The 1159-nt window shown below is 67.5% G+C and carries 3 protein-coding genes; all 3 read right to left on the bottom strand.

What is annotated here, in order from left to right; translation table 11 throughout:
• Window positions 1–119: type II secretion system protein (locus RT567_RS17105; RefSeq protein ID WP_313577373.1), on the bottom strand; the 119-nt coding region annotated here is incomplete at its 3' end.
• A 124-nt stretch (window positions 120–243) separates the two neighbouring features.
• Window positions 244–762 (bottom strand): type II secretion system major pseudopilin GspG, encoded by a 519-nt coding sequence (gene gspG / locus RT567_RS17100; protein ID WP_313577372.1) that lies wholly within the window; start codon window positions 760–762, stop codon window positions 244–246.
• An 11-nt stretch (window positions 763–773) separates the two neighbouring features.
• A partial coding sequence (locus RT567_RS17095) for a type II secretion system F family protein (protein ID WP_313577371.1) occupies window positions 774–1159 on the bottom strand: 386 nt, incomplete at its 5' end.

The following is a 1159-nucleotide window of genomic DNA, read 5'->3' as shown; positions in this document are numbered from 1 at the left end:
AACCGCTCGGCCTCGACCGCCAGCGTCGGGCGCGGGTCCGGCATGGACAGCACCACCGCCCCGGCCGCCACGCCGATGATGGCGATGACGACCATTAATTCGACAAGTGTGAAGCCCATTCTTTGTTCGCTACCGCGCGCGCTTCGGGCGCGCGCTGCTTGAGCGAGTTGTCGTGCGCTACCGCTCACCGCGCGGCGGCTCGCTGCCTGAGCATATTTGAGCACGCGCATCGATCGGGCGCGGTCAGCCCTGCCAGTTGCCGATGTCGGCGTCATTCCCCTCGCCCCCTTCCTGGCCGTCGGCGCCGAAGGACCAGATGTCGAACTGGCCGCCATGGGCGCTGCGGCGACGGTACTGATAGGGATTGCCCCACGGATCTTCCGGCAGGCGGCGCACATAGCCGCCCTCACGATAGCGTTCCGGCCGCGCCAGATCGGCAGGCGGCGCGGTCAGGGCCTTCAGCCCCTGCGGGTCCGTCGGGAAGGTCAGGTTGTCGAGACGATAGGTCTCCACCGCCTGCTCCAGCACCGAGATGTCGGCCCGCGCCTTGCCGACCATGGCCTTGTCCTGACTGGGCAGGACATTGATCGCCACCACAGTCGCCAACAGGCCGATGATGACGATGACAACCATGAGTTCGACAAGGGTGAAGCCTTGTCGTGCGCTACCGCTCGCCGCGCGGCGGCTCGCTGCTTGAGCGCGCCGGGCGCGCGCCTTGGCGATGTGGCGCAGACGTCGAGCACAGGTCTTGAGAACGGACATCAATGCCTCTCTCACCCCAGAGCCAGGGTGTTGATCTGAAGGATGGGAAGCAGGATCGACAGCACGATCACGGCGACGATCCCGCCCATGACCACGATGATCGCCGGCTCCAGCAGGCTGAGCATCACGGCGGTGAAGTTGGAGAATTCACGCTCCAGATAGTCGGCCGCCCGCTCCAGCATGGGCTCCAGCCGGCCGCTGCTTTCGCCGGATGCGGTCATGTAGACGAGGATCGGCGGAAAAACCTCGGCGCGGCGCATGGCGGCCGACAGGCCCCCGCCTTCGCGCACCGCCTCGGCCATCTGTTCGGTGGCGCGGCGCAGGGCGCGGTTGGAGACGGTGCGGGCGGTGATGGTCAGCCCCTCCAGCACCGGCAGGCCCGCCGCGATCATGGTCG

Source organism: Brevundimonas sp. (genome assembly GCF_032107865.1).
In the GTDB taxonomy this organism is placed as follows: Bacteria; Pseudomonadota; Alphaproteobacteria; order Caulobacterales; family Caulobacteraceae; genus Brevundimonas.
This window is presented reverse-complemented; position numbering and strand designations above follow the sequence as displayed.